The following is a 21,195-nucleotide window of genomic DNA, read 5'->3' as shown; positions in this document are numbered from 1 at the left end:
TCATGGCAGCAAAAATCCGTCGTGATGACGAAGTAATCGTACTAGCCGGTAAAGACAAAGGTAAGCGCGGTAAAGTGCTTTCAGTTGTTACTGAAACTGGTCGTGTTTTCGTTGAAGGTGTAAACCTTATCAAGAAACACCAAAAACCAGTTCCTCAGCTTCAACAAGCTGGCGGTATCATTGAAAAAGAAGCATCAATCGACGCTTCTAACGTAGCGATCTTCAATGCCGAAACTGGCAAGGCTGATCGTGTAGGTTTTAGATTTGAAGACGGCAAAAAAGTTCGTTTCTTTAAGTCTAACGGAAAAGCTATTTAATTAGTTGGAGTAGACGATGGCGAAACTGCATGAAGTTTACAAAGACAAAGTAGTAAAAGAACTTTTTGAAAAGTTCGGTTACAGCTCTGTCATGCAAGTCCCTCAGATCGAAAAGATCACACTTAACATGGGTGTGGGCGAAGCCCTAGCTGACAAAAAGATCCTTGAGAACGCTGTACGCGATCTTGAGTCAATCTCTGGTCAGAAGCCTCTAGTGACTAAAGCTCGTAAATCAGTTGCTGGCTTTAAGATCCGTGAAGGTTACCCAATCGGCTGTAAAGTAACCCTACGCGGCGAGCGTATGTGGGATTTCCTAGAGCGTTTAGTCTCTATCGCGATGCCACGTATTCGTGACTTCCGCGGTGTTAGCGCAAAGTCTTTTGACGGTCGCGGTAACTACTCTATGGGCGTACGTGAGCAAATCATCTTCCCAGAAATTGATTATGATAAAGTAGACCGCGTTCGCGGTATGGATATCACGATCACTACTTCTGCGAAAACAGATGATGAAGGCCGTGCGTTATTAGAAGCGTTCAACTTCCCATTCAAAAAGTAAGGGTAGGGTTATGGCAAAGAATTCAATGAAAGCGCGCGAAGCAAAGCGCACTAAATTAGTTGCACAGTACGCTGAAAAGCGCGCTGCACTAAAAGCTATCATCAGCGATGTTAACGCATCTGAAGATGATCGTTGGGACGCGGTATTAAAGCTTCAGTCTTTACCGCGTGATTCAAGCCCTGCACGTCAACGTAATCGTTGTAACATCACGGGCCGCCCACATGGTTTCCTTCGCAAGTTCGGCATGAGCCGTATCAAAGTTCGCGAAGCTGCTATGCGCGGTGAAATTCCTGGCCTTAAAAAGGCTTCTTGGTAATAGAATCACGGGAGTAAGACATGAGCTTGCAAGATCCTATTGCGGATTTATTCACACGTATCCGTAACGGTCAGTCTGCGAAGAAGGTATCAGTTTCAATGCCAACTTCAAAGCTGAAAGTAGCAGTTGCTAAAGTACTAAAAGAAGAAGGTTATATTACTGACTTCGCAGTAGCTGGCGACGCAAAACCAGAATTGACTATCGAACTTAAGTACTTCGAAGGCAAAGCTGTAATCGAAAATATCCAGCGTGTTAGCCGCCCTGGTCTACGTATCTATAAGAAACGTGACGACTTACCAAAGGTAATGGGTGGTTTAGGTATCGCTATCGTATCAACTTCTAAAGGCTTAATGACTGACCGTGCTGCACGTAGTGCTGGTATTGGCGGTGAGATCATTGGCTTTGTAGCTTAATCGGAGGGGAACTATGTCTCGTATAGCGAAGGCTCCTATTGCAGTTCCTGCCGGTGTTGAAGTTACACTAGCTGGCCAGGAAATCAAAGTTAAAGGCAAAAACGGCGAGTTAACTCGTGTAGTTAACGATGCAGTTGAAGTTGCTTTAAACGACAACGTTATCACTACTGCTCCACGTGACGTAGCAAATGCTTGGGCTCAAGCTGGTACTGCACGTGCACTGATCAACAACATGATCCAGGGTGTTAACGAAGGTTTCGAGAAAAAGCTTCAATTAGTAGGTGTTGGTTACCGTGCTGCAGTTAAGGGTAAAGTTTTAGACTTAACGCTTGGCTTCTCACACCCAGTGAACTTCGAGATCCCTGAGGGCATCACAATCGAAGCTCCTAGCCAAACTGAACTAGTAGTTAAAGGCGCTGACAAACAATTAGTTGGTCAAACTGCTGCTAACATCCGTTCATACCGTGAGCCAGAGCCTTATAAAGGTAAAGGTGTACGTTATGCTGATGAGCACGTGCGTCGTAAAGAAGCTAAGAAGAAGTAAGGTAAGACGATGGATAAGAAAACAGCTCGTCTACGTCGTGCTAAGCGCACTCGTAGAAATTTTATTGAACAAGGCACAACGCGTCTTGTTATCCACCGCACGCCACGTCACATCTACGCTCAGCTAGTAAACGCTGAAGGTACTGTGCTGGCTGCTGCTTCTACTGTTGAGAAAGCAATTGCAGAAGCCCTAACAGGCACTAGCAACATCGCTGCAGCACAAGCTGTAGGTAAAGCAATTGCTGAGCGCGCTGCAGACAAAGGCATTGAAAAACTTGCTTTTGACCGTAGTGGCTTTAAATATCACGGCCGTGTGAAGGCGCTTGCTGATGCAGCGCGTGAAGCTGGCTTGCAATTCTAGGAGTAGACAATGGCTAACGTAGAAGCAAAAGCACAACAGCCAGAATTAGCTGAAAAGCTAATCGCGGTAAACCGTGTGTCTAAGGTAGTTAAAGGTGGTCGTATCTTTAGCTTCACTGCACTAACAGTAGTTGGTGATGGCGCAGGTAAAGTAGGTTTTGGTTACGGTAAAGCACGTGAAGTTCCAGCTGCGATTCAAAAAGCAATGGAAAAAGCACGTCGTAACATGATCACTGTTGACCTAAATGGCAACACGCTACAGCACCCAATCAAGGGTCGCCACGCGGGTTCTAAAGTATACATGCAGCCAGCATCTGAGGGTACAGGTATCATCGCAGGTGGTGCGATGCGTGCAGTACTAGAAGTAACTGGTGTACAGAACGTACTTTCGAAAGCATACGGTTCAACTAACCCAATCAACATCGTTCGCGCTACAGTAGCTGCTCTTGAGAACATGAACTCTCCAGAGAAGATTGCTGCTAAGCGTGGTCTAACTGTTGACCAAATTCAGGGGTAATTAACCATGGCAAATACTGTAAAAGTTACTCAAGTAAAGAGCTCTATCGGTCGTTTACCGAAGCATAAAGCAACTTTACGTGGCCTTGGTTTACGTCGTATCAACCACACTGTTGAATTAGAAGATACAGCATGTGTACGTGGTATGATCAACCAAGTTTCTTACATGGTTAAGGTAGAGGGCTAATTCGATGCGTTTGAATACTCTTTCTCCTGCTGCAGGTTCAAAAACTGCTGGTAAACGTGTTGGTCGTGGTATCGGTTCTGGTCTAGGTAAAACTGGCGGCCGTGGTCACAAAGGTCAAAAATCACGTTCTGGTGGTAAAGTACGCGTTGGTTTCGAAGGCGGTCAAATGCCTATGCAACAACGTCTACCTAAGTTCGGTTTCACTTCACGTAAATCACTAGTATCTACTGAAGTAAACCTATACGAGATCGCTAAAGTTGAAGGCGATTTGGTAGATGTAAATACGCTAAAAGCAGCTGGTCTAGTTAAAAAGAACATCCAGTTCGTTAAAGTAGTTAAATCTGGCGAAGTTTCACGCGCTGTTACTGTTAAAGGCATTAAAGTGTCTAAAGGTGCACGCGAAGCAATTGAAGCTGCCGGAGGCAAGGTAGAAGACTAAGGAAGTACACAATGGCTAAACCAGGTCAAGATATGCAAAGTGCACAAAGTGGCTTAGCGGAATTAAAGCGCCGTTTACTATTTGTATTAGGTGCAATCATTATTTACCGTTTAGGTTCTTTCGTGCCGATCCCTGGGATTGACGCCGCTGTACTTGCCGAGTTCTTCGAGCAACAAAAGGGCACCATTGTTGAAATGTTCAACATGTTCAGTGGTGGTGCGCTTGAGCGTGCTTCGGTATTAGCGCTGGGTATTATGCCTTACATCTCAGCTTCGATTATTATGCAGCTATTGACGCACATACATCCTGCGATGATAGAACTTAAGAAAGAAGGTGAGCAAGGTCGTAAGAAAATCAGCCAGTATACTCGATACGGTACGCTCGTGCTTGCTACATTCCAGTCGATTGGTATTGCCACTGGCTTACCAAGCATGATGGACGGGTTAGTTGTTAACCCTGGTTTCGGTTTCTATTTCACCGCTGTGGTGAGCTTAGTAACAGGTACTATGTTCCTTATGTGGCTGGGTGAACAAATTACAGAGCGTGGTATCGGTAACGGTATTTCAGTTCTAATATTTGTTGGTATAGTAGCTAACCTGCCGTCTGCTGTTGGCTCGACAGCCGAAATGGCGCGCCAAGGCGATTTGAATGTTTTTGTATTGCTAATGATTGCGGTAATCGTATTCGCAGTAACTTATCTTGTTGTGTTCTTTGAGCGTGGTCAACGTCGTATCGTTGTTAACTATGCGAAGCGTCAACAAGGTCGTCAGGTATTTGCAGCTCAAAGCACGCATTTACCTCTAAAAGTTAATATGGCGGGTGTTATTCCACCAATCTTTGCTAGCAGTATCATTTTGTTCCCTGGTACAATTGCAAGCTGGTTCGGCCAAGGTGAAGGTCCGGTCGCTGATGTGCTACAAGCTATCTCTGCAGTGTTGACTCCTGGTCAACCTTTGTATGCGATGGTATTAGCTGCGGCTATTATCTTCTTCTGCTTCTTCTACACTGCGTTGGTATTTAACCCGCGTGAGACAGCAGATAACCTTAAAAAGTCTGGCGCTTTTATTCCAGGCATTCGTCCGGGTGAACAGACATCAAAATACATTGATAAAGTGATGACACGCTTAACCCTTGCGGGCGCGTTGTATATAACCTTTATCTGTCTAGTGCCCGAGTTTATGACTATGGCGTGGCAAACGCCATTCTACTTCGGCGGTACATCAATCTTGATTATCGTTGTAGTGATCATGGACTTTATGGCACAAGTACAGACTCATATGATGTCTCATCAGTATGACTCTGTGCTGAAAAAAGCAAACCTTAAGGGCTACGGTCGTTAAGGCTAGTTTACGGAGTTGAGTAATGAAAGTACGTGCTTCCGTTAAGAAAATTTGCCGTAACTGTAAAGTAATCAAGCGTGCCGGTGTTGTACGTGTGATCTGCAGTGAGCCTAAGCACAAGCAAAGGCAAGGCTAATAAAAGTCATGCAGGCTAAGTAATACTACTTAGCCTGTTTCATTGGTAAAACTTGAATATCGGTTGGGTATCCTATACGGGCTTTCCAACATGATGATAATCAAGTTTATTTATAGGAGATATGTTAGTGGCCCGTATCGCAGGCATTAACGTTCCTGATCATAAGCATGCTGTTATCGGTTTAACAAGCATCTATGGTGTAGGTAAAACTCGCGCTAAGGCGATCTTAGCAGCGACTGGTATCGCCGAAACAACTAAAATCGGTGATCTTTCTGACGAAACACTTGACGTACTTCGTGAAGAAGTAGGTAAGTACACTGTTGAAGGTGACCTTCGTCGTGAAGTTACACTAAACATCAAGCGCCTTATGGACCTTGGTTGTTTCCGTGGCTTACGTCATCGTCGTTCGCTACCACTACGTGGTCAGCGTACTAAGACTAACGCGCGTACTCGTAAGGGTCCTCGCAAGCCTATCAAGAAATAAGGTGGGGTAAGTTATGGCTAAAGCACCAATTCGTCGTAAAAAGGTCAAAAAGCAAGTTGCTGACGGTATGGCACACGTTCATGCGTCATTCAACAACACGATTGTGACCATCACTGACCGTCAAGGTAATGCTCTTTCTTGGGCGACTGCAGGTGGTTCTGGTTTCCGTGGTTCTCGTAAGTCTACTCCGTTCGCCGCACAGGTTGCTGCTGAGCGCGCAGGTACTGCTGCACAAGAGTACGGTCTTAAGAACCTAGAAGTATTCATCAAGGGCCCAGGTCCAGGTCGTGAATCTTCAGTTCGTGCATTAAATGCACTTGGTTACCGTATCACAAACATCACTGACGTGACGCCAATCCCTCATAATGGTTGTCGTCCACCGAAGAAACGTCGCGTTTAATAGGTTAGGAGAAAGAACATGGCAAGATATTTGGGCCCTAAGCTCAAGCTAAGTCGTCGTGAAGGTACTGACCTGTTCCTTAAGAGCGGCGTGAGAGCAATCGACTCTAAGTGTAAATTAGAAACAGCACCTGGTCAGCACGGCGCTCGTAAGGGTCGTCTATCTGATTACGGTTTACAATTACGTGAAAAGCAAAAAGTTCGTCGTATCTACGGTGTACTAGAAAAGCAATTCCGTAACTACTATAAAGAAGCTGCTCGCCTTAAAGGTAATACAGGTGAAAACCTACTACAGCTTCTAGAGCAACGTTTAGACAATGTTGTATATCGCATGGGCTTTGCAAGCACACGTGCTGAAGCACGTCAGCTAGTTAGCCACAAAGCGATTATGGTTAATGGTACTGTTGTTAATATCCCTTCTTTCGTAGTTACTCCTGAAGATGTAGTAGTAATTCGTGAGAAGTCTAAAAAGCAAGCGCGTATCATCGCTGCTCTAGAGTTGGCTGAGCAACGTGAAAAGCCAACTTGGATTGAAGTTGACGGTAAGAAAATGGAAGGTAGCTTCAAGCGCCTACCAGAGCGTTCTGATCTGTCTGCGGACATTAACGAACAACTAATCGTCGAACTTTACTCGAAGTAAAGTTAAGAGTTAAGAGAGGATAAAATGCAGGGTTCTGTAACCGAATTCCTAAAGCCAAGGTTAGTCGATATCGACGCTATCAACCCAACACGTTCCAAAGTTGTTTTAGAACCTCTTGAGCGTGGTTTTGGTCACACTTTGGGTAATGCTTTACGTCGTATTCTATTGTCATCTATGCCTGGTTGTGCAGTGACAGAAGTTGAAATTGACGGTGTATTACACGAGTACAGCGCGAAAGAAGGCGTACAAGAAGACATCATTGAAATTTTGTTAAACCTAAAAGGCTTAGCAGTATCTCTAGAAGGTAAAGATGAAGTTTTCCTTACCCTGACTAAATCTGGTGTAGGCCCTGTGACTGCGGCAGATATTCAACATGATGGCGATGTAGAAATCGCAAATCCTGAGCACGTGATTTGTCACCTAACGGCTGACAATAGCGAGATCAGCATGCGTATTCGTGTTGAGCGTGGTCGTGGTTATGTACCGGCGTCAAGTCGTTTATCCTCTGATGACGATGAGCGCCCAATTGGTCGTCTGTTGCTTGATGCATCATTCAGCCCAGTTGAGCGTATTGCGTACTCGGTAGAATCAGCACGTGTTGAACAACGTACAGATTTAGATAAACTAATCATCGATATGGAAACAAACGGCACATTAGATCCAGAAGAAGCGATCCGTCGTGCGTCGACTATCTTAGCTGAGCAACTAGAAGCATTCGTAGATTTACGTGATGTGACTGAGCCAGAAGAGAAAGAAGAGAAGCCGGAGTTCGATCCGATTCTACTTCGTCCAGTTGATGATTTAGAGCTTACTGTACGTTCAGCAAACTGTCTGAAAGCCGAGCAAATTCAATATATCGGTGATCTGGTACAGCGTACTGAGGTTGAGCTTCTTAAGACGCCTAACCTTGGTAAGAAGTCTCTAACAGAGATCAAAGACGTGCTAGCTTCACGTGGTCTATCTCTAGGTATGCGCCTAGAAAATTGGCCACCTGCAAGTCTAGCTGAATAATCAGATTACTATATTAGTTTAGTTAGAAGGATAGGGTCATGCGCCATCGTAAGAGTGGTCGTCAATTAAACCGTAACAGCAGCCATCGCAAAGCGATGTTCAGCAACATGGCTGGTTCTTTGGTGAAGCACGAAATCATCAAAACTACTTTGCCTAAAGCGAAAGAGTTGCGCAGTGTAATTGAACCTTTAATCACACTGGCTAAGACTGACAGCGTAGCAAACCGCCGTTTAGCGTTTGCTCGCACGCGTGATAAAGAAGTAGTTGGTAAATTGTTCTCTGAGATCGGTCCTCGTTTTGCGGATCGTCCAGGTGGTTACACTCGTATTCTTAAGTGTGGCTTCCGTACAGGTGACAACGCACCAATGGCTTACATTGAGCTTCTAGACCGCCCAGTTGCGGAAGAAACTCAAGAAGACGCACAGTCTGCAGAGTAAGTCTTTATAAGACATGAAAAGGCCGAGCTTTTGCTCGGCCTTTTTGTTTTTAGAACAACCCCTTTTCTTGCCCCGCTTTCTAGTTCTTAAGTGATAACTTAAATATCCGTGATATTTTTCATTTAACCCTCTGAATTTGTAAGTATGACTCCAAGTTAATCACACGCTGAAAACTTTGCTCATAAATATTTCTAGTCGGGTGAACGGTTTTGCCTTGAATTACCTAAGTAGTTAAAAGGGCAGGAAGGGGGTACTTAATGTCTTTTAAGAAATTCTCTTAATGATAAGCAGTTTTTGGTTTTAGATAACTTTAGATTGCAAAGATAGATTGGTAGAAACTAGAAAAATGAAGTAAATAGCACTTATATCTATCTAAATATGGTTAATAAAAAGCCGCATTTTAATGCGGCTTTTATAGTCTTTGTATCAACTACTGTGCTCATGAATAGATTGCCAAATACTGGCTGGCAATAATTCAGTAAGATGCGATTGTAAATTTGCAATGGCCTCTTGGGCATGGATGGTGTTTTGCTCACAAATACTGATATAGTTTTGCTCCTTTAACCCAGATATCAGATTGGTAAGCACCTTCTTATCAAAGAACTCTGGGCTTTTTATGCCATGTAAAGTACCTAAGCGTTTGGCTAACACTTCGCAATCTGCTTCAAGCTGCTGGCGCTTAATCGCATCTGAGTTGATGATCTGCGTCGTCGTGATTGCGTAACGTTCAAGGGTTAGATGCATTACGTTACCAAGCATTTCTAATTGAGCTTGCGCTTGCTTGTTGGCAGTGAGCTTGATGATACAATTATCTATACTGATCAGCTTCTGTTGTTCAAAGCTGTTTAAGATATTCGGGAGATAGTCCTCAGACAGTGTTGTTAAAAACCATTCTTTCGCAAACAACGGATATAATGCATTCACAGTCTTATTTGCAGTCTCAATAGAGACTTCTGTTTTTTGATAAATTAGCTGTGCCAGTATGCTCGGGACAGCAAAAAGGTGAATGATGTTATTTCTATAGTAATTAAATAGTGTGCGCTCTTTCTCCTTAATAGAGATAATTTCGCCCATCTCATCAGTTAACACATCAAACTTATTCAACTTTAATGCATGTTCAAGTAATGATTGTGCATCATCTGAAGGAAGCGTCACTTGATCGTTATATTTTGCTTGCTGCTGAAGTGCTAAATAAAAGTCCAGCTGCTTTAGTAGCTTTGGTTTGCTTAAAGCAAATTGATTGCGACTCAGTAAAATTGTGGCGAGTAAGTTAACAGCATTTAGTGCTGCGGCGCTGTTTATATTGATCATGATGTCTTGTGCAACATTAGCAACTTGGGTATTAAGCCATTGCGGCTTCGCACTATCATCACCAATATGTGCACGCCAATCAGGTTGGTGCTCATTTAGGTATTGTTGAAGTGGGATTGGTTCACCGAAGTTCAGATAACCGCGACCGTAGTTTTTGAGGTTTTTTATCGCTTTAAATACTGCAAAAATAGATTCGTTCTTTTTGTCATTACCCGCAAGCTCTTTCAGATAGGTATTAATCTCCATTACATGCTCATAGCCGATATAAACAGGCACAATAGAGATTGGTCGCTCAATACCACGCAGCATAGCTTGCATAGTCATCGCTAACATACCTGTTTTAGGTGGTAATAGACGACCAGTTCTACTGCGGCCACCTTCAGTATAAAACTTAACTGAATAACCTTTCATAAAGAGTTGGCTTAAGTACTCTTTGAAAATGGCTGAGTAAAGTTTATTTCCAGCAAATGAGCGGCGAATAAAGAAAGCACCAGAGCGACGGAAGATCCCTCCTGCAGGGAAGAAGTTTAAATTTACACCTGCAGCGATATGTGGAGGTACCAGCCCTTGGTGATAGATAACATAAGTGAGTAACAGATAGTCCATGTGGCTGCGGTGGCAAGGCACATAAATAATTTCGTGGCCTTTATTGGTTAGCTCATGAACACGCTCTGCGTATTTTACTTCGATGCCATTATAAAGTTTGTTCCACAACCAAGTTAAAATACGGTCTCCTACTCTGATCATGGCATCAGAGTAGTTGGCTGCGATCTCCTCAAGTAATTCTTTCGCTTTTAACTTAGCTTCTTCATGACTTAACCCTTTCGCTTTAGCTTCGTCTGCAATCGCATTCTTAATGCCTGGCGATGCAAGTAAGCCTGAGAACAGTGCTTCTCTCGAAGGTAACTTGGGGCCAGTTGCAGCCAATTTTTGACGTTTGAAGTGCACCCGTGCCACGCGAAGTAACTTGTGCGGCAGTTCGTCAACATCCGCTTTATCCGTCATCAACTGATTGAGTTCAATGGGGTGGCTAAAGCGAACGAGGTTATCTCTACCAGAGAACAACAAAACAAAAAATTTTCTTAACCAGCTCGGAGTCATTGAATGAGAGAATAGCGTGCCGAGACCTGGTTTTTCTTTGCCTGGATTTCGGCCCCAGAGAATAGTAACAGGCACAACCTGTGCGTGTTGCTCAGGAGAGAAACTAAATGCATCGAAGATTTGTTTGCCTAATTCAAGTGCGTCACTGGGTTTTGCTCTATCACCAAACAGCGGGGTTGGGTTAGCAAGCGGGATAAAACGGTCAATCTGTTTTCCCGAGAGTGATTGTTGCTCTCTTGGGTCTGGCAAGCCAAGCTGCTTACATACTGCTGCTAATGCAGCCAAATCTGCTTTTGAATTTAGACGTGTAACGTAAAACGTAGGCACAGATGGATCGAGTTCAAACTGCTCGACAGGAGAGTCCGGTAGCAGTTTTGTCCTAACTAAAATACGGTTTACGGCAGCCGCGATTACGTTCGTGCTGCGAGTCAAAATATTCATATCATAACCAGCTAAAAAATTTGCTATAGAATACCAAGGAAATACTGGACTGACCATTTACAAAAAAGCATCAATCTCAGAAGCTTCTATTAAGTGTAGATGTTTTCAAATAGAACTCGACTAATTCGCTGTAGCGCGGGATAAGAGATTTATTAAGATAAACTGTTGCATTTATCGCCAGTCTCTATATAATACGCAAACTTTCTGCTCGCTATGAGTTAGAAAGTCAGCTATAGGACTTGGATTTCAAGTCGTTAAACAGGAACTCCGATTTGGAGTTCAATGGTAGAAATAGAAGAACACCCGACCTCTTAAAGTTTAAGACGGTTTCGGATGTTTTTTTATGCTCTTTTTAAATGCTCTTTTTATTTGAGGTTTAAGAATGTCAAATCAACGCATTCGTATTCGCCTAAAAGCTTTTGACCACCGTTTGATTGACCAATCAACGGCGGAAATCGTGGAAACTGCGAAACGCACTGGTGCTCAAGTACGTGGTCCAATCCCACTACCTACGCGCTTTGAACGTTTTACTGTATTGATCTCTCCGCACGTAAACAAAGACGCGCGTGATCAGTATGAAATCCGCACCCACAAACGTCTGATCGACATCGTAGAACCAACAGACAAGACTGTAGACGCTCTAATGCGCCTAGACCTTGCTGCTGGTGTTGATGTTCAAATCAGCCTGGGTTAATCGGAAGATTAGAGAGGTTTTAGGAAAATGGCATTAGGTCTAGTCGGTCGTAAAGTGGGTATGACACGTATCTTCACTGAAGATGGTGTATCTATCCCTGTGACAGTTATCGAAGCGACGCCTAACCGTGTAACGCAGATCAAATCTGACGCTACAGACGGTTATAACGCGCTTCAAGTTACTGCAGGCGAGAAAAAAGCAAGCCGTGTAAACAAACCAGAAGCGGGTCACTTCGCTAAAGCTGGTGTTGAAGCGGGTCGTGGCCTGTGGGAATTCCGTCTTAACGGCGGAGAAGGTGAATTTGAAGTTGGTGCTGAACTAACAGTTGAGCTTTTCAATGACGTGAACAAAGTTGACGTTACTGGCACTTCAAAAGGTAAAGGTTTCCAAGGTGGTGTTAAGCGCTGGAATTTCAGCATGCAAGACGCTACACACGGTAACTCTATCTCTCACCGTGCTCCTGGTTCAATCGGTCAAAACCAATCACCTGGTAAGGTGTTTAAAGGTAAGAAAATGGCCGGTCACATGGGTGCTGAGCGTTCAACGACTCAGAATCTTGAACTAGTTCGTGTTGACGCAGAGCGTAACCTGCTTTTAGTTAAAGGTGCAGTACCTGGCGCTATCGGCGGTGACGTTATCGTTAAACCAGCTGTTAAAGCATAAGTCCTGGAGATTTAGTGATGGAATTAGCAATTAAAGGCGCTGGCGCGCTTGAAGTTTCCGAAGCTACTTTTGGACGTGAGTTTAACGAAGCATTAGTACACCAAGTAGTTGTTGCATACGCAGCAGGTGCTCGTCAAGGTACTCGTGCTCAGAAGACGCGTTCTGAAGTGCGTGGTGGTGGTAAGAAACCATTCAGCCAAAAAGGTACTGGCCGTGCACGTGCTGGTACAATCCGCAGCCCAATCTGGCGCAGCGGTGGTGTGAGCTTTGCAGCTAAGCCGCAAGATCACAGCCAAAAAGTTAACCGTAAGATGTATCGCGGTGCGATCAAAAGCATCTTATCTGAGCTTGTACGCCAAGAGCGTTTAGTAGTTGTTGAAAACTTCGGTTTAGAAGCACCTAAGACTAAAGAGCTTGTTGGTAAGCTTAAAGAGCTTGAGCTTAAAGACGTGTTAATCGTGACTGAAGAAGTAGATGAGAATCTATTCCTTTCTGCACGTAACCTATACAAGGTTGATACACGTGACGTAGCTGGCATTGACCCAGTAAGCCTAATCGCTTTCGATAAGGTATTAATTACTGCAGGTGCTGTTAAGCAACTTGAGGAGGCGCTAGCATGATCCGTGAAGAACGTCTTTTAAAAGTAATCCTTGCTCCACACATCTCTGAAAAGAGCACTATTGCTGCTGAAGAAAACAACACAATCGTTTTCAAAGTAGCAACAGACGCAACTAAAGCTGAAGTTAAAGCAGCTGTTGAGAAGCTTTTTGAAGTAGAAGTAACTGGTGTTCGCACACTTAACGTTAAGGGTAAAACAAAGCGTACTGGCATGCGTTTCGGTCGTCGTTCAGACTGGAAGAAAGCCTACGTTACTCTTAAAGAAGGTAGCGAGCTAGACTTTGTCGGCGGCGCCGAGTAATAAGGGGAGTTAGAATTATGGCACTTCAAAAGTGTAAACCAACTTCTGCGGGTCGTCGTCACGTCGTTAAAGTGGTTAACCCAGATCTACATAAGGGTAAGCCATACGCTCCGCTACTAGAGAAAAACTCTAAGTCAGGTGGTCGTAACAACAACGGTCGTATCACGGTTCGTCACATCGGTGGTGGTCATAAGCAACACTACCGTGTAATCGATTTTAAACGTACTAAAGACGGTATTCCGGCTAAAGTTGAGCGTTTAGAATATGATCCAAACCGTAGCGCAAACATCGCTCTTGTATTATATGCAGACGGTGAGCGTCGTTACATCATCGCACCTAAAGGCCTAAAAGCTGGTGATACTGTTCAGTCTGGTGTTGATGCACCAATCAAGGCTGGTAACACATTACCAATGCGCAACATGCCTGTAGGTTCTACTGTTCACAACGTTGAGCTTAAGCCTGGTAAAGGTGCTCAAATCGCTCGTTCAGCGGGTGCATACGTTCAGATCCTTGCTCGTGAAGGTCAGTACGTAACACTTCGTCTACGTTCAGGCGAGATGCGTAAAGTTGAAGCTGATTGTCGCGCAACTTTAGGTGAAGTAGGTAACGCAGAACACATGCTACGTTCACTAGGTAAAGCTGGTGCAAATCGTTGGCGTGGTATCCGTCCTACAGTTCGTGGTGTTGCCATGAACCCAGTAGACCACCCGCACGGTGGTGGTGAAGGTCGTACTTCTGGTGGTCGTCATCCTGTATCTCCATGGGGTGTACCTACTAAAGGTAAGAAGACACGTAAAAACAAGCGTACTGATAAATTAATCGTACGTCGTCGTACTAAGTAATAGTTGAGGAATTGCCATGCCACGTTCTCTCAAGAAGGGTCCATTCATTGACCTACACTTGCTGAAGAAGGTAGAGAAGGCGTTGGAAAGCGGTGACAAGAAGCCTATCAAGACTTGGAGCCGTCGTTCAATGATCATCCCTAATATGATCGGATTGACCATCGCAGTCCATAATGGTCGTCAGCACGTCCCTGTATTTGTTTCGGACGAAATGATCGGTCACAAACTAGGTGAGTTTGCACCTACACGCACTTACCGCGGTCACGCTGCGGATAAGAAAGCGAAGAAGCGTTAATCGGAGGGTATGATGGAAGCATTAGCTAAACACAAATTCGCCTCTGGTTCGGCGCAAAAAGCACGTCTAGTTGCTGATCAGATCCGCGGACTACCGGTTGATCGCGCACTAGAAATCCTGGCATATAGCCCTAAGAAAGCGGCTGTATTGGTTAAGAAAGTACTAGAGTCTGCTATCGCTAACGCGGAGCACAACGAAGGTGCTGACATTGATGAGCTACGTGTAGCTACGATCTTTGTGGACGATGGTCCTACAATGAAGCGTATTATGCCACGTGCTAAAGGACGCGCAGACCGCATCCTTAAGCGTACAAGCCACATCACTGTTGTGGTTTCGGATAGCTAGGAGATATAAGTAATGGGACAAAAAGTTCATCCTACTGGTATTCGCCTAGGTATCTCAAAGCCTTGGGTATCTACTTGGTACGCGAATACTAAAGATTTCTCTGAACAGCTTTTTGGCGATCACAAAGTACGTCAATACCTTACTAAGGAATTGAAGTCTGCTTCTGTGTCTAAAATCGTTATCGAGCGTCCAGCTAAATCAATCCGTGTAACAATTCACACAGCTCGTCCTGGTGTTGTTATCGGTAAAAAAGGTGAAGACGTTGAAAAGCTTCGCCAAGCTGTAACTAAGCTTGCTGGTGTACCTGCACAAATCAACATCGCAGAAGTACGTAAGCCAGAGCTAGATGCACAGTTAGTTGCTGACGGTATCTCTTCTCAGTTAGAGCGTCGTGTTATGTTCCGTCGTGCTATGAAGCGCGCAGTACAGAACGCAATGCGTCTAGGTGCTAAGGGTATCAAAGTTGAAGTTAGCGGTCGTCTAGGCGGTGCTGAAATCGCACGTTCTGAGTGGTATCGTGAAGGTCGTGTACCTCTACATACACTTCGTGCTGATATCGATTACGCAACTTCTGAAGCTTTAACCACTTACGGTATCATCGGTGTTAAAGTTTGGATCTTCAAAGGCGAAGTTATCGGTGGTCTTCCACTGAAACAAGAGCAAGAGAAGCCAGCTAAACGTGCTCCGAAGAAAGCCAAAAAAAGTGCTAAGTAAGAGGTAGCGATTAATGTTACAGCCAAAACGTACAAAATTCCGTAAGGTTCATAAAGGCCGCAACCGTGGTCTTGCGAACAACGGTAACAAAGTTAGCTTCGGTTCATTCGGCTTGAAAGCAACAGGTCGTGGTCGTATGACTGCTCGTCAAATCGAAGCAGCTCGTCGTGCTATGACTCGTCACATCAAGCGTCAAGGTAAAATCTGGATCCGTGTGTTCCCAGACAAGCCAATTACAAACAAGCCGCTTGAAGTTCGTATGGGTAAAGGTAAAGGTTCTGTTGAATACTGGGTTGCTGAAATTCAGCCTGGTAAAGTGCTTTACGAAATGGAAGGTGTTTCTGAAGAGCTTGCTCGTGAAGCATTCAACCTTGCTTCTCGTAAACTACCATTCAAGACAACTTTCGTAACTCGGACGGTAATGTAATGAAAGCTAGCGAATTAAAAGACAAAAGCGTAGAAGAGCTAAATGCTGAACTTCTAGAGCTACTTCGTGAGCAGTTTAACCTGCGCATGCAAGCGAGCACTGGTCAGCTAGCTCAAACTCACGAACTGAGAAAAGTACGTCGCAATATTGCGCGTGTTAAAACGGTTATTAACCAGAAGGCAGGTGCATAATGAGCGATAAGATCCGTACTCTTCAAGGTCGTGTAGTAAGCGATAAAATGGACAAATCAATTGTTGTTGCTATCGAGCGTCAGGTTAAGCACCCGATCTACGGTAAATTCATCAAGCGCACAACTAAGTTGCAAGCGCACGATGAGAGCAACACTGCTAAAGCAGGTGACGTAGTTACTATTCGTGAATGCGCGCCTATCTCTAAGAATAAATCTTGGACTTTAGTTGACGTTGTTTCTAGTCCTAAGCAAGCTTAATTTAGTTTTAAACTAAGTTTATAATTGCTTAAAAGCCCCGGCATCAGCCGGGGCTTTTGTGTCTATAGAGGACTCAATCGTATTTTTCAGCTTTATAATTTTATTTAGCCTAAACCCTAAACCCTAAGCTTTAACAACAGATTTCTCTCATTCCACACTTGTATTCTGAAATGCATATTACGTGAAAATTTATCATCATAATTGTCTTCTTACAGTCACTTATTCTGGATATATTTTGTACTCAATCAAAAACAGCTTAGCTCGATTTTAATCAATATTAGAAATCTCGGCATAAGTGCTTTTGAGCATATTAGATGTTTAAAGAGGGAGATATTTATGAAATTACAAGCAATATTAATTTGTATCATTTGGACTCTGAGTTTTAATGCCTATGCATTAGAGATTGCTAAAGGGCAGTCAATCTATATGCAGTTTAATGAGACACAAAAGAACCCAATTAGTAATGTGTTAAGAAAACCGATTCTAGATGCTAAGGTGATAAAAACCTTATTTGGTGATAACAAAGACAGAGTACAGTTTTATAATAACGTTAATACTTCTGATGGTATGGATAAGATTTTCTTAAAAGCAACGACAAGTAAGGGGCTTGTGTTTACACCCGATCAAGATCAGCATTATACATTGGCGCAAGTTTGGCTTGCTGATAATGACGATTATGAAGCTTATTTAAATGCTACAGATACATTGCGAGAGCAGTTAGGTGCTAATGTCGTTTTTAAGTTAAAAGTCGATAAGGCAAAGGGTAATGAGCCAGATTTTATAATTTTGGTGCAGTGGTCCGAATTACAAAATATAGCTCACTATGCAAAAGATGAAACCTTCTTAAATAACCAACACTTATTTGCCAGTGGCACTACAGGCTTTAATTGGTATCAAGTGGCTTTTTAAGATGAGTAGTAAATTGCTCTGCAATGTCTAGTTGGTGCTCATCTGGGCTATAAATGCATTTGATTCTGCAATAGAGCGGTTCATGTCATTAATTAAGTTTTGAATATCTACTTTTAGTGCGTCGAATTCACCACGAATGGCAGCAACTGCTTGCGCATTTAAGTTGTGTTTTAAGTACAGCACGTTGTCTTTTAGCGAATCTAAAACAGGCTGCATTTTAGCTTCACTACGACGCATTGATTTAAGTAGCTTTGAGAATTGTCTTTGTGTTTGTTTTAATTTTTTTTCACTCTCACGTTTTAAGTTTGCATTTGAATATTGAGTGAGTTCATCTTGCCATTCATCAAATAGAGCTTCAGCTACGTCCTCTACTTTATCTATATTGCTTGAAACATCATTAGCAGCAGACAAGCTCGTTTCATAGTCGTCATTAAGCTGCTCATAAGCTGTTTGTAGTTCACCGCCATCAAAGTTAACGAGTGTGGTTAGTCTTTCTAGGGCTGTCTGAAACTCTTGCTGAGAGGTTTGCTGTGACTCTTTGGTTGCTTCAACTCTGTCTACTAAGATTTCACGTTTGTGTACGCCTACTTTTTCCATTGCGGAATAGTACACAGTTTGGCATGCAGTGAGCCCTAAACATAACGCAGCTGCTAAAGCTAAATGTTTCATAATCAACCTATTTATTAACTATCTTGATGTAAATTATGGGGTGGATTGCTATGATGTGCAAAGCGTTTCTTGTTTATTTTAATTTTATGCATCTGCAATATCAGCAATTACAGTCGAAAGCGAAATCGTGGTTATCACGTCAACCAAGTTGGTGGCAGCATTATTTTAAGCGTTGCCAAGAAGATCAAATCACCATTAACGCAGGGTATTTGGCCTATGTAACATTGCTCTCTTTGGTCCCCTTAATCGCTGTTGGTGTGGCAATTTTCTCTGCTTTTCCTGGTTTTGAAGATACTCGAGTTGCGATTGAAAACTTTATCTTTACGAATTTTGTACCAACATCAACAGACTCTATAAAGTCGCATATAAGTGCTTTTACGGGTAATGCGAATCAAATGACGGCGGTAGGTATAAGTTTTCTAGCCGCTGTAGCACTTCTGCTTATCAGAAATGTAGATACAGCGCTCAATCGAATTTGGCGGGTAAAAGAGAAGCGACCGTTTATGATTTCGTTTGCCATTTATTGGATGGTTCTGACATTGGGGCCTGTTTTACTTGGTGCAAGTATCGGTGTGACCTCTTATATAGTTTCTTTGGTTTCGTTTGCGGATCAAGGCATTCCTGGTTTTAGCGGCTTTTTACTGAAATTATTGCCATACGTTATTTCCATGGCTGGCTTTATTATGCTCTATACTTTAGTTCCAAATACAAGAGTTGCTTTTCAAGCTGCGATACCTGGAGCCTTATTTGCTGCACTACTTTTTGAATTAACCAAGAAAGGTTTTGCAATGTACATTAGCCACTTTCCATCATACGAAGTGATTTATGGTGCATTAGCAACAGTACCGATTTTATTTGTGTGGGTATATTTATCTTGGATTGTAGTGCTACTAGGCGCTGAATTTACTGTTTGCTTAAGTGAGCGTATTAAGCAAAAGACAGGCTCACTTCATCAGGAGATTTCCCAGCAGGAATAAGCGATAACCTCGGAGGTACTATGTCTCTTGGTTACGAATTTAAGTCTGCTCGGCAAAGCTTTCACCTTGCCGTAGGGCAAGGTGCACAAATTCATGTTGAAGAATATGGTTCTGAGCATGGGATCCCAGTTGTTATTTGTCATGGGGGACCGGGGGCAGGGCTATTACCGGCTTCAAGTTGTTTATTTAACCCTCGAAAATACCGCATTATTCTATTTAGCCAGCGAGGCTCTGGACTCTCTACTCCTGATTCCTTAACAAACAACTCGCCCATTCAATTAGTTAAAGATATAAATATACTTCTCGATTATCTTGGTATTGAAAAAAGTGTTATTGCGGGAGGTTCTTGGGGAGCAACATTAGCGCTTCTGTTTTATCAACACTACCCTGAAAGAGTATTGGGGTTGATCATGTGGGCCAGTTTTTTAGCTGAACAGTCTGATTTGACCTGGTTGTACGGACCTGACGGTGCTGGTGCCCAATTTTACCCTGAGCTTTATCAAGATTTTAGCTGTGGATTCAAAACAGCAAAAGAGATACTGACCTATTATTATGCTTCATTGACTGGAGATGATGAGTTAGAACAACATAAAGCTGCTCATATGTGGATGGCTTGGGAGTCTAAATTAGCACTTGGCTTAAGAGCAAAGATCACTAGAGTTGAACAAGCACATTGTGCGATACAGCAAGCAAAAGTTATGTGCCACTTCTTCCAAGAAGACAATTTCTCCCAGCTCTGCGATATTTCTGAATTTAAAGCATCGCTTTGTCATCTACCATGCTGGCTAATTCATAGTCGAGATGATTTATTGTGTCGTTATGCACCCGTGCAACGATTTGCTCAAAAGCATAAGGCCCAATTTTATGTATTGGAGAATGCCGGGCACGCGCAGCGAGAAGGCGACTATATGGACGCCATTATTCGTGCATCAGACTTAATGCTGTGTCGCTTGCACTAGTCTTATGAGCGTCGAATACTCGGTTGCAAGAAGCGCTGTGAATGCTATTTAAGAAGATGCTTAAGTTCGGTATATTTAGCGCATTCTAAATAAAGTTTTAAGAGTATTATGCAAGGATTAATTCAAAGGGTTACTCAGGCTAAAGTGGAAGTGGCAGGAGAGTGCGTTGGTGCAATAGATAAAGGCATTTTATTGCTATTAGGCGTTGAAAAGCTTGATGATGAGTCTACAGCAGACAAGCTACTTCATAAAGTGAGTAATTATCGTATATTCACTGATGATGCTGGCAAAATGAATCTCAGTCTAAAAGACATTGAGGGGGAGCTTTTAGTGGTATCTCAGTTTACTTTGGCCGCGGATACTAAAAAGGGCATGCGTCCAAGCTTTTCGAGCGCGGGTACACCAGCACAAGCTGAAGCGCTATACGACTATTTTGTGGCACAGGCAAAATCTGTGGGTATTAAAGTTCAAACAGGACAGTTTGCCGAAGATATGCAAGTGAGCTTGTGTAACGATGGACCAGTCACCTTCAACCTGTCGGTTTAGCGGCTTACTGCAATGATGTGATTCAAGTAATCAGGTATGGCAACTTCTTTTGGCTTCTTGCCAAAATTGGTGATCAATCGATGCTGAAGTTGCTCTAGCTGCGAAGGGTGGCTTGAGAGAAAGTTAATAAACAGCCATCCGCCTTGATTTAAGCGATTACGAATATTTTGGTAAAACTTGTGGTCGAACAAAAAATTTGGTGCATCTTCCTGACTAAACAAATCTAAAATTATCCAATCATAAAGTGCATTTTTTTGTACAAATAGCTCGGCATCATCACAGATCAGCGCACTGAGTGCATCACCGTCGAAATACTTCTTATAACAGCGAATAACTTCGGGATCTTTTTCAATTGAGGTGACATGCACTTCAGGGTATTTAACTTCTAAGAAGTTGCGAATAGCACCTGCACCGAGTCCTAATTCTAATACTGTTTTAGGCGCTACTAATGGCTGCCAAAGCGCGGAGAGTTGTTGTAAATGAGGAAGTAGAAGATGTGACGAATCGTCTCTATCAATCACTGATTGTAAAGTGTCGTTGATTAAGAGCCATCGATATTGTTTTTCTTGGCGAACCTGAATACTAATTTGGCCATGTTTCTGCCAATAAATGAGATGCCCCAAGTCATGACAGTTAAAAACAAAATCGGTGCTCAATGTAGCAGAGCTTGTAAAAAATTTTTCCATAATTACATCAGCATAGCTGAGCTTTTTTGTAATGCCAGCCTGTTCACCAAGTTTTACAGTTATTCTTTGTTAAGCAGCATGAAACTATGTTTTATTTTGGGCTTTTCTAGTATGGTGAAACTATAAAAAAGACACCAAGTTATCGTTGTTAGTAA

The 21,195-nt window shown here is 43.1% G+C and carries 34 protein-coding genes; 31 read left to right on the top strand and 3 right to left on the bottom strand.

Going from position 1 to position 21,195, the window contains the following annotated elements; translation table 11 throughout:
* Positions 1–2 precede the first annotated feature (2 nt).
* From rplX to rplQ, 16 genes are all read left to right on the top strand, one after another.
* Positions 3–317 carry a 50S ribosomal protein L24 gene (gene rplX / locus CWB72_RS07845; RefSeq protein WP_058031301.1) on the top strand — a complete coding sequence of 105 codons (315 nt, stop codon included), beginning with the start codon at positions 3–5 and terminating at the stop codon, positions 315–317.
* A 16-nt stretch (positions 318–333) separates the two neighbouring features.
* Entirely contained in the window at positions 334–873 is a 540-nt protein-coding gene (gene rplE, locus CWB72_RS07840) for a 50S ribosomal protein L5 (RefSeq protein ID WP_058031300.1), read from the top strand.
* 10 nt (positions 874–883) lie between these two features.
* On the top strand, positions 884–1,189 hold the full coding sequence (gene rpsN, locus CWB72_RS07835; protein WP_058031299.1) for a 30S ribosomal protein S14: 306 nt from the start codon (positions 884–886) through the stop codon (positions 1,187–1,189).
* 20 nt (positions 1,190–1,209) lie between these two features.
* Positions 1,210–1,602, top strand: coding sequence for a 30S ribosomal protein S8 (gene rpsH, locus CWB72_RS07830; RefSeq protein WP_058031298.1), 393 nt, complete (start codon positions 1,210–1,212; stop codon positions 1,600–1,602).
* 13 nt (positions 1,603–1,615) lie between these two features.
* A complete protein-coding gene (gene rplF / locus CWB72_RS07825; RefSeq protein ID WP_058031297.1) occupies positions 1,616–2,146 on the top strand; it encodes a 50S ribosomal protein L6 in 531 nt (176 codons plus the stop codon).
* 9 nt (positions 2,147–2,155) lie between these two features.
* Positions 2,156–2,506 (top strand): 50S ribosomal protein L18, encoded by a 351-nt coding sequence (rplR, locus tag CWB72_RS07820; RefSeq protein ID WP_058031296.1) that lies wholly within the window; start codon positions 2,156–2,158, stop codon positions 2,504–2,506.
* Positions 2,507–2,515: 9 nt separating this feature from the next.
* Positions 2,516–3,022 (top strand): 30S ribosomal protein S5, encoded by a 507-nt coding sequence (rpsE, locus tag CWB72_RS07815; RefSeq protein WP_058031295.1) that lies wholly within the window; start codon positions 2,516–2,518, stop codon positions 3,020–3,022.
* 6 nt (positions 3,023–3,028) lie between these two features.
* The gene (gene rpmD, locus CWB72_RS07810; protein WP_058031294.1) at positions 3,029–3,208 is read left to right on the top strand and encodes a 50S ribosomal protein L30; all 180 of its coding nucleotides are present in this window, start codon (positions 3,029–3,031) and stop codon (positions 3,206–3,208) included.
* A 4-nt stretch (positions 3,209–3,212) separates the two neighbouring features.
* Entirely contained in the window at positions 3,213–3,647 is a 435-nt protein-coding gene (gene rplO, locus CWB72_RS07805; RefSeq protein ID WP_130256640.1) for a 50S ribosomal protein L15, read from the top strand.
* Between the two features lie 11 nt (positions 3,648–3,658).
* Entirely contained in the window at positions 3,659–4,987 is a 1,329-nt protein-coding gene (gene secY, locus CWB72_RS07800; RefSeq protein WP_058031292.1) for a preprotein translocase subunit SecY, read from the top strand.
* Between the two features lie 22 nt (positions 4,988–5,009).
* Complete coding sequence (gene rpmJ / locus CWB72_RS07795) at positions 5,010–5,123, top strand: 50S ribosomal protein L36 (RefSeq protein ID WP_002959476.1); 114 nt, start codon at positions 5,010–5,012, stop codon at positions 5,121–5,123.
* 127 nt (positions 5,124–5,250) lie between these two features.
* Positions 5,251–5,607, top strand: a complete 357-nt coding sequence (gene rpsM / locus CWB72_RS07790) for a 30S ribosomal protein S13 (RefSeq protein WP_058031679.1) — start codon at positions 5,251–5,253, stop codon at positions 5,605–5,607.
* Between the two features lie 13 nt (positions 5,608–5,620).
* Positions 5,621–6,007, top strand: coding sequence for a 30S ribosomal protein S11 (rpsK, locus tag CWB72_RS07785; RefSeq protein WP_010562279.1), 387 nt, complete (start codon positions 5,621–5,623; stop codon positions 6,005–6,007).
* A gap of 18 nt (positions 6,008–6,025) precedes the next feature.
* Positions 6,026–6,646, top strand: coding sequence for a 30S ribosomal protein S4 (rpsD, locus tag CWB72_RS07780; protein ID WP_058031291.1), 621 nt, complete (start codon positions 6,026–6,028; stop codon positions 6,644–6,646).
* 24 nt (positions 6,647–6,670) lie between these two features.
* Positions 6,671–7,657 (top strand): DNA-directed RNA polymerase subunit alpha, encoded by a 987-nt coding sequence (locus CWB72_RS07775; RefSeq protein ID WP_130256641.1) that lies wholly within the window; start codon positions 6,671–6,673, stop codon positions 7,655–7,657.
* A 38-nt stretch (positions 7,658–7,695) separates the two neighbouring features.
* Positions 7,696–8,094 (top strand): 50S ribosomal protein L17, encoded by a 399-nt coding sequence (gene rplQ, locus CWB72_RS07770; protein ID WP_130256642.1) that lies wholly within the window; start codon positions 7,696–7,698, stop codon positions 8,092–8,094.
* 426 nt (positions 8,095–8,520) lie between these two features.
* Here the strand turns inward: rplQ and plsB are convergent, their stop codons facing one another.
* A complete protein-coding gene (plsB, locus tag CWB72_RS07765; RefSeq protein ID WP_138630391.1) occupies positions 8,521–10,947 on the bottom strand; it encodes a glycerol-3-phosphate 1-O-acyltransferase PlsB in 2,427 nt (808 codons plus the stop codon).
* A gap of 382 nt (positions 10,948–11,329) precedes the next feature.
* On the opposite strand from plsB, the gene rpsJ reads away from it, so the two are divergent.
* The 12 genes from rpsJ (at position 11,330) to CWB72_RS07705 (ending at position 17,203) form a co-directional block, all read left to right on the top strand.
* A complete protein-coding gene (gene rpsJ / locus CWB72_RS07760; RefSeq protein ID WP_005495349.1) occupies positions 11,330–11,641 on the top strand; it encodes a 30S ribosomal protein S10 in 312 nt (103 codons plus the stop codon).
* 27 nt (positions 11,642–11,668) lie between these two features.
* Entirely contained in the window at positions 11,669–12,304 is a 636-nt protein-coding gene (gene rplC / locus CWB72_RS07755; RefSeq protein WP_138630389.1) for a 50S ribosomal protein L3, read from the top strand.
* A 17-nt stretch (positions 12,305–12,321) separates the two neighbouring features.
* The gene (rplD, locus tag CWB72_RS07750) at positions 12,322–12,924 is read left to right on the top strand and encodes a 50S ribosomal protein L4 (protein WP_058031286.1); all 603 of its coding nucleotides are present in this window, start codon (positions 12,322–12,324) and stop codon (positions 12,922–12,924) included.
* Entirely contained in the window at positions 12,921–13,223 is a 303-nt protein-coding gene (rplW, locus tag CWB72_RS07745) for a 50S ribosomal protein L23 (protein WP_058031285.1), read from the top strand. The genes rplD and rplW overlap by 4 nt, the downstream gene beginning before the upstream one ends.
* Positions 13,224–13,240: 17 nt before the next feature.
* On the top strand, positions 13,241–14,065 hold the full coding sequence (gene rplB / locus CWB72_RS07740; RefSeq protein WP_138567563.1) for a 50S ribosomal protein L2: 825 nt from the start codon (positions 13,241–13,243) through the stop codon (positions 14,063–14,065).
* 16 nt (positions 14,066–14,081) lie between these two features.
* Positions 14,082–14,360: a 30S ribosomal protein S19 gene (gene rpsS, locus CWB72_RS07735; protein ID WP_010561269.1), complete on the top strand. Its 279-nt coding sequence runs from the start codon at positions 14,082–14,084 to the stop codon at positions 14,358–14,360.
* A 12-nt stretch (positions 14,361–14,372) separates the two neighbouring features.
* Positions 14,373–14,705: a 50S ribosomal protein L22 gene (gene rplV, locus CWB72_RS07730; RefSeq protein ID WP_058031283.1), complete on the top strand. Its 333-nt coding sequence runs from the start codon at positions 14,373–14,375 to the stop codon at positions 14,703–14,705.
* Between the two features lie 12 nt (positions 14,706–14,717).
* Positions 14,718–15,419, top strand: coding sequence for a 30S ribosomal protein S3 (gene rpsC, locus CWB72_RS07725; protein WP_058031282.1), 702 nt, complete (start codon positions 14,718–14,720; stop codon positions 15,417–15,419).
* Positions 15,420–15,432: 13 nt separating this feature from the next.
* Positions 15,433–15,846: a 50S ribosomal protein L16 gene (gene rplP, locus CWB72_RS07720; protein WP_058031281.1), complete on the top strand. Its 414-nt coding sequence runs from the start codon at positions 15,433–15,435 to the stop codon at positions 15,844–15,846.
* A complete protein-coding gene (gene rpmC, locus CWB72_RS07715; protein ID WP_058031280.1) occupies positions 15,846–16,037 on the top strand; it encodes a 50S ribosomal protein L29 in 192 nt (63 codons plus the stop codon). The genes rplP and rpmC overlap by 1 nt, the downstream gene beginning before the upstream one ends.
* Positions 16,037–16,294 (top strand): 30S ribosomal protein S17, encoded by a 258-nt coding sequence (gene rpsQ, locus CWB72_RS07710; protein ID WP_138630387.1) that lies wholly within the window; start codon positions 16,037–16,039, stop codon positions 16,292–16,294. The genes rpmC and rpsQ overlap by 1 nt, the downstream gene beginning before the upstream one ends.
* A gap of 336 nt (positions 16,295–16,630) precedes the next feature.
* Positions 16,631–17,203, top strand: coding sequence for a hypothetical protein (locus tag CWB72_RS07705; RefSeq protein ID WP_138630385.1), 573 nt, complete (start codon positions 16,631–16,633; stop codon positions 17,201–17,203).
* Between the two features lie 27 nt (positions 17,204–17,230).
* Here the strand turns inward: CWB72_RS07705 and CWB72_RS07700 are convergent, their stop codons facing one another.
* A complete protein-coding gene (locus CWB72_RS07700; protein ID WP_138630383.1) occupies positions 17,231–17,872 on the bottom strand; it encodes a DUF2959 domain-containing protein in 642 nt (213 codons plus the stop codon).
* A gap of 86 nt (positions 17,873–17,958) precedes the next feature.
* Between CWB72_RS07700 and CWB72_RS07695 the strand changes: the two genes are divergently transcribed.
* The 3 genes from CWB72_RS07695 to dtd all read left to right on the top strand — a co-directional run bounded on the left by CWB72_RS07695 (position 17,959) and on the right by dtd (position 20,354).
* Positions 17,959–18,849, top strand: coding sequence for a virulence factor BrkB family protein (locus CWB72_RS07695; protein ID WP_138567692.1), 891 nt, complete (start codon positions 17,959–17,961; stop codon positions 18,847–18,849).
* Between the two features lie 20 nt (positions 18,850–18,869).
* Positions 18,870–19,808, top strand: coding sequence for an alpha/beta fold hydrolase (locus tag CWB72_RS07690; protein ID WP_138630381.1), 939 nt, complete (start codon positions 18,870–18,872; stop codon positions 19,806–19,808).
* Between the two features lie 108 nt (positions 19,809–19,916).
* Positions 19,917–20,354, top strand: a complete 438-nt coding sequence (gene dtd, locus CWB72_RS07685; protein ID WP_138630379.1) for a D-aminoacyl-tRNA deacylase — start codon at positions 19,917–19,919, stop codon at positions 20,352–20,354.
* Here the strand turns inward: dtd and CWB72_RS07680 are convergent.
* Complete coding sequence (locus CWB72_RS07680; RefSeq protein WP_138630377.1) at positions 20,351–21,040, bottom strand: spermidine synthase; 690 nt, start codon at positions 21,038–21,040, stop codon at positions 20,351–20,353. The genes dtd and CWB72_RS07680 overlap by 4 nt on opposite strands.
* Between the last annotated feature and the right edge of the window lie 155 nt (positions 21,041–21,195).

Origin of the sequence: Pseudoalteromonas phenolica (assembly GCF_005886345.1) — a bacterium.
Lineage (GTDB): Bacteria > Pseudomonadota > Gammaproteobacteria > Enterobacterales > Alteromonadaceae > Pseudoalteromonas > Pseudoalteromonas phenolica_A.
Note: the sequence above shows the minus strand (reverse complement) of the source record. Positions and strands in the feature narration are given on the sequence as shown.